The sequence below is a fragment of the Mucilaginibacter sp. P4_E8 genome, assembly GCF_056401495.1.
On the sequence record NZ_JBFUJG010000176.1, the window covers coordinates 1 to 8,668 of the forward strand.

The 8,668-nt window shown below is 41.0% G+C and carries 6 protein-coding genes; all 6 read left to right on the forward strand.

The features are described 5' to 3' along the window. Nucleotides 1-298 precede the first annotated feature (298 nt). Nucleotides 299-1,477 carry an aldose epimerase family protein gene (locus tag AC1DRQ_RS27715; protein WP_477428785.1) on the forward strand — a complete coding sequence of 393 codons (1,179 nt, stop codon included), beginning with the start codon at nucleotides 299-301 and terminating at the stop codon, nucleotides 1,475-1,477. A gap of 47 nt (nucleotides 1,478-1,524) precedes the next feature. Beyond that, nucleotides 1,525-2,118, forward strand: a complete 594-nt coding sequence (locus AC1DRQ_RS27720; RefSeq protein WP_477428787.1) for an RNA polymerase sigma-70 factor — start codon at nucleotides 1,525-1,527, stop codon at nucleotides 2,116-2,118. Between the two features lie 57 nt (nucleotides 2,119-2,175). Continuing rightward, nucleotides 2,176-3,264 carry a FecR family protein gene (locus AC1DRQ_RS27725; protein ID WP_477428789.1) on the forward strand — a complete coding sequence of 363 codons (1,089 nt, stop codon included), beginning with the start codon at nucleotides 2,176-2,178 and terminating at the stop codon, nucleotides 3,262-3,264. Between the two features lie 219 nt (nucleotides 3,265-3,483). Beyond that, on the forward strand, nucleotides 3,484-6,780 hold the full coding sequence (locus AC1DRQ_RS27730; RefSeq protein WP_477428791.1) for a TonB-dependent receptor: 3,297 nt from the start codon (nucleotides 3,484-3,486) through the stop codon (nucleotides 6,778-6,780). A gap of 31 nt (nucleotides 6,781-6,811) precedes the next feature. After that, the gene (locus AC1DRQ_RS27735) at nucleotides 6,812-8,374 is read left to right on the forward strand and encodes a RagB/SusD family nutrient uptake outer membrane protein (RefSeq protein ID WP_477428793.1); all 1,563 of its coding nucleotides are present in this window, start codon (nucleotides 6,812-6,814) and stop codon (nucleotides 8,372-8,374) included. A gap of 69 nt (nucleotides 8,375-8,443) precedes the next feature. Further along, nucleotides 8,444-8,668 (forward strand): hypothetical protein (locus AC1DRQ_RS27740; protein WP_477428795.1); only part of this gene is annotated, 225 nt, incomplete at its 3' end.

The window sequence follows — 8,668 nt, forward strand, 5'->3', positions numbered from 1 at the left end:
GCTATGATGAGGCTATTATGTTTATTTTATAGGTAAAAAATATAATTGCGCAAAGATATAAAGTATTTTCAAGGGCAATTTTATCAAAAAAAGTGTAATTAAAAGCATTTAGCTTATCCAAGGGGAGTTTATCCTGTAATTTTTTTAAGTGTTTATTTCACAATTAAATAAAAATTATTATACCTTAGATTTTAATTAGTATCCAACACCGATACTTAATAATAAACCAAACACCAATTATATTAAGGTTAACTCAGTTCAGATAAATGAACTGGTTAACTCATAAAACTTATAAAATATGAAAACGCCTGAGAAAAAATTTCTTTCATTGATTTGTCTTGCATTAAGTTTAACTGTTGGATGCAGTGGTCCGGCTCATGATAATGCTGCTGCAAGCGATTCAAGCTCGGTTGCAAAAGACTCATCTATAATCAACGAAAAGAATTTTGAAGGTACGGTTAATGATAAGGCCGTAAAACTTTTTATACTAAAAAATAGCAAAGGCGCACAGGTTGCTATTACCAATTACGGCGGAAGAATAGTAAGTCTGCTGGTTCCGGATAAAAAGGGAACTTTAACTGATGTTGTTTTAGGCTATGATAGTTTAAAAACCTATCAAAAACCCAAGGAACCCTATTTTGGCGCCATTATAGGCCGGTATGGTAACCGTATAGCCAAAGGTAAATTTACCCTTGATGGTAAAGCATACCAGCTTGATATTAACGACGGTGTAAATACTTTGCACGGCGGGTTTAAAGGATTCTTTTCGCAGGTATTTGATGCTGCGCTGGTTAACGGGCAAACGCTTAACCTCAACTATATTTCAAAAGATAGCGAAGGCGGTTACCCGGGCACTTTATCTGTTAAAGTGGTTTACACCCTAACTGATGATAACGCCCTTAAAATTGATTACACCGCTACTACTGATAAAACCACTATAGTTAATTTAACCAACCATGCTTATTTTAACCTGAATGGCGCGGGCAGCAGCACTATAACCAATAATATATTAAAAATTGATGCCGATGCCATCACCCCTGTTGATACTACCCTGATCCCGACCGGGCAGTTGCAACCGGTTAAGGGTACACCTTTTGATTTTACCACAGCCAAAGCTATAGGCTTAAACATTAACGATAAAAATGATCAGCTAAAAAATGGTAAGGGCTACGATCATAATTTTGCGTTGAACAAACATGATACTTCAAAAGTAGTAGCCACCGTAAGCAGTCCCGAAACCGGCATAGTGATGGATGTTTATACCCAGGAACCGGGCCTGCAGTTTTATAGCGGTAATTTTTTAACCGGCGAAACCAACGATGGCAAAGGCGGCAAAGCATATGGGTACCGTTCGGCATTTTGTTTGGAAACCCAGCATTTTCCTGATGCCCCTAATCACCCTGCATTTGCATCAACCGTGTTAAAACCGGGTGAAACTTATCATACCACAACCACCTATAAATTTTCGACCAAATAGCACCTGAGGCAGATGCAGTATGTTGATTTATTAACAAAAGATTAAAGATGTTGGATACCGGGATCAAAGATTTACTGAATAACATTGCTTTGAATAATGATCGGGCATCTTTTAAAAGGCTGTATTTATTTTACTATGGCAAATTATTTAGTCTGGCTAAATCATTTGTGAAATTTGATGAACTTGCCGAGGAGGTTACCAACGATGTGTTTTTAAACCTTTGGATAAAGCGTGCCAGTTTAACGGAGATCAACAACTTTACTTTTTACTGCTATACCGCTATTAAAAACAAATCACTTACCTGTATTTCAAAGGGACTGGCTAATAATGTAAATATTGATCAGCTCAGTTTAGATATAGCAGACACTTCAGCCACAGGCGAGGATAAGGTTGCCTGCGAGGATCTTACAAAAATTATAAAAAATTCCTTAGGTAAGCTTTCTGAACCGTGCCGGATTGTTTTTAAGCTGGTAAAAGACGATGGATTAAAATACCGGGAAGTTGCAGAACTGCTGGATATATCTATTAAAACAGTGGAGTACCATATAGGCAATGCCCTTAAAACCTTGTCGAAAGGAATTGAAAACTCCCAAAGATCAATGGCTCCTCCCGCTCCGGATAAAATTTTAAAAAATAATTAAGTTTCCCACTGGGGTATCGTCATTATTTGTAGTCTTTATATATAGAAGCTACAAATAATGATTAATAACATTTGGATACTTATTGGTAAAAAGTTAAGCGGTGAGGCTTCGCCCGAAGAACTGCTTGAACTTGAGGAGCTGTTGCTGCAGGGAGCAGCAGATCAGTATCCGCTCCCATTGCTGGAGGAGATCTGGAAAAATGAGCATCAGACCAATTCCGACGAAAAATTACTAAACAAATGGGAGGCCTTTGAGGCTAAGCTTGATGTTGCCGATAAAAATGAAATTGATGAAGCTGCTCAGGTTGCGGAGTCTAAAACCAGCGGTGCAAAACAAAAAATAATAAAATTCATTAAACGAGGTTCCTGGCTTGTTGCTGCAAGTTTAGTTTTGGGAGTACTATGGTTTACACGCCATGGCGATGCTGCCAATAACAAGCCAAATGAAATAAGCGCCCCCAAAAACGGCATCAGTAAAATTCAACTGCCCGATGGTACTAAGGTATGGCTAAACTCAGGCAGCAAGTTGGTGTATGGTAATGATTTTGGAACGGATTTCAGGAAGGTATCATTAGTTGGCGAAGCTTTTTTTGATGTGGTGAAAGATGCCAAACATCCGTTTATTGTAACAACCCCAACTATCAGCATCAGAGTATTGGGTACCCGCTTTAATTTACGGTCCTATAAAAATGATAAAACTTCTGAAGCCGCGCTGATACGCGGACAAATAGAACTAACTGTTTTAAGGAACCCGGAGAAGAAGATCATTTTAAAGCCATCCGAAAAATTAACGGTTATAAATAATGAAGACGTTGCCGGTAAATCCAATACACAACAGGCAAACGTATCCGAAGAAATACCTCTGATTGCACTAAGCAGGATCCATCAGGCTAAACAGGATACTTTACCCTCGGAAGCGCTTTGGCTCGAAAACAAACTGGCCTTTGATGCCGAAGATTTTGAGGGGCTTGCTAAAAAGCTGGAGCGCCGGTATAGCGTTTCTATTGTTTTTGAAAACGAAGAGGTGAAAAAATTAAGATTTACCGGCAAATTCCAGAATGAACCAATTAACAAAGCTTTAAGGGCTTTGCAAACCACAACCAATTTTCATTATAAAATTGATAGCAATCAAATTGTAATTTATTAATTATTAAACAATTATAAAATGCCTATGCATAAATAACTATCTAAAACCTACACCAAAAAAATGGGGAAATGTTGAAGCATCCCCCCATGTAAATGGTACAAGTTAACTACCAGTCCTTCTATAAACCAAATAGTTAAATAACCTTAATGCTAAATTATGAAAAAAAATGCACACCGCATTAACCAAGTGCGGCTGAACCAATTTTTGAAAGTACTTCTTATGTTTAAATTTATCCTTATTCTGGTCATCGTCTCCTCTATGCAGGCGTTTTCCAAAGGGTATGGTCAGACCAAAATTAATGTCAGTTTTGAGAAAGTGCCGTTAAAAAAAGCGCTTAAAGAGATTGAAAAAAAATCTGATTACCACTTCTTGTACAATGATGATGTGCTTTCAAGGAACGATCTGCCTGCAAGTCTGAATATTAAAGATGCATCGCTTGACCAGGTAATGAACGCCTTGCTCAATAAAACCAATCTGGGATATACACTGAGCGACAATAATCTTGTTATTTTATCCGAAAAGGGAAGTGTGCTTTCCGCGGCTACAGTAACAGGAACCGTAACCGATGAAAATAACCTGCCATTACCCGGGGTAAGTGTTAAAGTTAAAAACTCGGGGTTAGGTACGCAAACCGATGTAAATGGTAAATATTCCTTAAACATTCCCGATGCAAATGCTAACAACGTTGTCCTGGTATTTTCGTTTGTTGGTTTTAACCAGCAGGAATTACCACTCAATGGCAGTACGGTAGTTAATGTAAAGCTTCTGGCTGCATCAAGCTCGCTTAATGAGGTAATTGTGGTGGGCTATGGTGGTGTAAAAAAGAAGGATATTACCGGCTCGGTAGGTATTGTGGATGCTAAAGAAGCCAAAAAGTTTTCAACTAATGATCTTTCGCAATTGTTACAGGGAAGAGTAGCAGGTGTAACAGTTAACAGTGATGGGCAGCCGGGCGCTTTCCCAAGTGTGCGGATCAGAGGGTTCAGTACATTTGGCGATTCGGCACCATTATATGTAATTGACGGGGTACCGATGAGCAACTCTCCGCGCGATTTTAACCCCAATGATATTGAATCTATGCAGGTGTTAAAGGATGCTTCGGCAGGTGCTATTTATGGTTCAAGGGCTGCCAATGGGGTAGTTATTATCACCACAAAACATGGTAAAAAAGGATCTCCTTTCAAAGTTGATTATAGTGCCTATTATGGCGTCGATAAAATATGGCAACAAATACCGGTACTTGACCGTGTTCAGTATCAGACAGTGATCAACGAGGTAAATACCAATGCTGGTTTGCCTTTAATTCCGGGTAACGACCCAAGTTCGCCGGTTTTTGTGAGTAACACCAATACCGATTGGCAAAAGGTGGGAGAAAAAAATGGCAATCGTCAAAATCATAATGTTAACTTCTCAGGCGGAAGCGAACATTTTACCTATAACGTATCTTTAGATTATTTTGGTAATAAAGGAACTTTTGTAGGTAATGGTCCAACTTATGACCGTTATTCAACCCGTGTAAATACAACCGGTGAAAAAGGTATTTTCAGGTTCGGAGAATCAGTTTTTTATGCCCATTCGCATGAAAACGCACTTACTTACCGGTCTGATATTTTAACAGGTAACCGCCCGCCCCTCATTATCGATTTGATTGAAGCTGTACCTACCCAGCAGTTATATGACCCTACAAAAGTTGGTGGTTTTGGGGGTATTCTGTCAAGCGTTCAAAATGTAATTTCGCTTAATGCGGTGGGTATTAACTCGCTGATAAAAAACTATACAGATGTTGACCGTGTACTGGCCAATGCCTTTGGCGAGGTGACCCTATTAAATACAGGTGGACATAGCCTGAAATATAAGATTAGCTTAAGTTATGATAAAGTGCTGGCTAATGATTTCTCCTACCAGCCGCCTTTTGATTTGGGATACTTTTTTAATCAAAGCATATCCCGCCTTGATAATACCGAGCGTTTATACACCACCGGCATCATTGAAAATACCTTAACCTACAATAAAGCTTTTGGTAAACACAGTGTTGATGTTTTGTTAGGTCAGTCATATCAGCAGGATAATTTCCAAACACAAACCGGCCATGCCGAAAACGTAGTAGCGCCTTATCTTGTTTTGGATAACGGCATCAATAAAACCACATCAGGTTCAAGGTCCGAAAGTACACTGTCATCTTACTTCGGAAGGGTAAATTATAATTTCGATTCCAGGTACCTTTTAACAGCAACCCTGCGCAGGGATGGCTCATCTCGTTTTGCACCTTCAAACAGGTTTGGTTATTTTCCATCGGCAGCGGTAGCATGGCGTATAACTAACGAGCCATTTTTTACCGTGCCTAAAGATATCCTGAGCGATCTTAAATTCAGGGCGAGTTATGGCGAGCTGGGTAACCAGAACATAGGTAATTACCTGTACACCTCATACATTAACCCCAACATTGTATATAACTTTAATAATACTAAAGTAACAGGTGGTTTAGTAACCAGCCTGGTATCAGAAAACATCAAATGGGAAACCCGTAAAACCACCAACGTGGGTTTTGATGCTACCCTGCTGAATGGCATCTTTGATCTGTCGGCTGAGTATTATAACAGTACCTCATCAAACGTACTGGTTGGTGTTCCAATCCCTTCCTCAACCGGATCTGTAAACCAGGCACCCTTAATTAATGCCGCCACTTTACGTAACACCGGTATTGAGATCTCGGTGGCTTACCATAAAAGAGCAGGTGATTTTACGCTTGATGTTGCTGCTAACGTAGCAACGGTTAAAAACAAGGTACTGGCCCTGGGCGGTAACAATGAGCCTATATATGGAGTAGGTTCTAAAACCGCTGTTGGTGGTGAAGTAGGCGAACACTTTGGCTATGTAGCCGAAGGTATTTTCCAAAACGTTGCCGAAATTGCCGGCCATGCCAAACAAGAAGCAGGCACAGCTCCCGGCGATATTAAATTTAAAGACATCAATAATGACGGTGTAATTAATACCGAGGATAGAACATACCTGGGCAGCGCTATACCTAAACTTAATTATGGCTTAAACATAGCTGCAGCTTACAAAAGCTTTGATCTTTCTATCAATACATCAGGCAGTTCTGGATTTTTGATAAACAGCCGTTTATACCGCGATCTGATGCTGACTACTGATTACATTAACAGGAGCACTGATATATTAAACCGCTGGACACCAACTAACACCAATACCGATATACCTCGTGTAGTTCAAAATGATCCAAACCAAAACCAGCGCGACTCGAACCGCAAAGGCTGGTTACAGGATGGCAAATACCTGCGCATTAACACCGTATCGCTTGGTTATACCTTTAAGAAAGGGCTTATAAAAGGACTTTCAAATGCAAGGATCTATGCTACAGCTCAAAACCTGTACTCGTTCCAGGCTTACAAAGGGTTTAACCCCGATTTTACTTCGGGCGTGTTTAATCCCGGATTTGATGCAGGCTCCTTCCCTAAGCCAAGAACCATATTAATGGGTGTACAGGTAGGTTTTTAACAAAGTTGTTTAGATCGTTAATTGAATCAACATGAAAAAATTTAAATATTTCGCTATAGTAATATTAACAGCATCCATGTTTGGGTGCGATAAAAAGCTGGACCTTCAAAATCCTAACGCGCAAACATCAACACAGTACTGGAAAACAGCTGCCGATGCTACCGCCGGGGTTGTGGCCATTTATAACAGTATGATACAGGATGGCAGCTACATGCGCATGTACCCTGCACTTAGCGATGGTCGCGGAGATGATTTTAAGGGCGACAGTCCGTGGGGCGATCTTGTCCAGGTGGCCAATTTTACTATTCCAACCACATCGGGCCCGGTACAATGGGTATGGGCCCAGCATTACCAATGGGTATACCGTACCAATCAGGTTTTAACCAACGTGCCAGCCATTACTATGGACGAGGGTTTAAAAACGCGCCTGTTAGGGCAGGCTTATTTTTTAAGAGCGCTTGCTTATTTCAATTTGGCACGTACCTACAAAGTTGTACCGCTTATTTTAACCATACCTAAAGACCAGAAAGATTACTACCCGCCAACAGCAAGCGAAGATGATATCTGGAACCAGATCTATGCCGATTTCCAGAAAGCCGCGACCATGCTGCCGGTAAGTTATGCCAGTGTTAGCGGGCCCGATCAGGGACAAAAAGGCCGGGCTACAAAAGGCGCCGCGATTGGTTTACTCGGTAAGGCTTACCTATACCGTCAGAAATGGCAGGAGGCTGCCAACCAGTTTAAGCAGCTCATTGATGGGCCCGAGTTAAATATTTATAGCCTGATGACCGATTTCAGGGATAACTTTAAACCTACCAATGAGAACAATGCGGAGTCGTTATTTGAAATACAGTTTGCTGATCCGGCAACGGTTGGCGGTACGGTAGGTAACTACGGCGGCGAGCCAAATGCCAACTGGAAACAGGTATCATCAATAGGGCATACCTATGCTATGGAAGGTTTTGGTTATTCAGACTTTTTACCCACCCGCTGGATCTATGATGAATTTAAAAAAGAGAAAACGGTTGATGGCCAGCTTGACCCCAGATTGTTGGCTACCATCGCATCATACGAGCCCGGTGTATCTGAGCTGGCTTATTTTGGCCCCTGGCTTAATCCCAAAACCAACATTTATCCCCGTAAATATACCCACGATGGCATCCCCGGGTTTACCAATGAGAACAATGGTATTGAAAACTCAGGCATTAATTATCGTGTTTTAAGATACTCAGATGTGCTGCTAATGTATGCCGAGGCACTGAATGAATTAGGCCAAACAGCCGCGGCCTATCCTTATATCCAAAAGGTAAGGGACAGAGCGCACCTGCCCAATTTGGCTACAACCAAACCGGGCATGAGCCAGGCCGATATGCGAGAGCAGTTGGGCCATGAAAGGGCTTTGGAATTTGCTATTGAAGCACAACGTATCAACGATATCATTCGCTGGGGCTGGCTGTATAAAGCAGATAAACTGGCAGAGCTAAAAACCCACGATGTGGAGTTTAGCACCTGGACACCCGGCAACGAGTATTTGCCGGTCCCTCAAACTGAATTGGATGTAAACAAGAATTTGAAACCTAACCCGGCCAACTAAAGCATGACCTCCCTTCCGGTAATTAAGCCGGAAGGGAATTATGCTAAGCCTTGGTTTAAAATCTATTTTATGAAAAATATGAACAGGTTAGGGGCACTTTTTATGCCGCTTATTTTAGCAGTAAGCTTATTAAGCGCATGTAAAAAGGAGGGTGCCGGATCAAAGCCAACCGATACGGTTGTTGTAAAACCGCCGGTAACAACGGCATTTGATATTAACTCCATTACAGATACTTATGCTGATATTGCATCATTTGCAACCTATCAAAAATGGACCGTGTACAATGTGCATGAC

Coding starts and splice junctions, on each gene's coding strand:
- AC1DRQ_RS27730 (WP_477428791.1), top strand. CDS start 3,484: ATGTTTAAATTTATCCTTATTCTGGTCATCGTCTCCTCTATGCAGGCG.
- AC1DRQ_RS27720 (WP_477428787.1), top strand. CDS start 1,525: ATGTTGGATACCGGGATCAAAGATTTACTGAATAACATTGCTTTGAAT.
- AC1DRQ_RS27735 (WP_477428793.1), top strand. CDS start 6,812: ATGAAAAAATTTAAATATTTCGCTATAGTAATATTAACAGCATCCATG.
- AC1DRQ_RS27725 (WP_477428789.1), top strand. CDS start 2,176: ATGATTAATAACATTTGGATACTTATTGGTAAAAAGTTAAGCGGTGAG.
- AC1DRQ_RS27715 (WP_477428785.1), top strand. CDS start 299: ATGAAAACGCCTGAGAAAAAATTTCTTTCATTGATTTGTCTTGCATTA.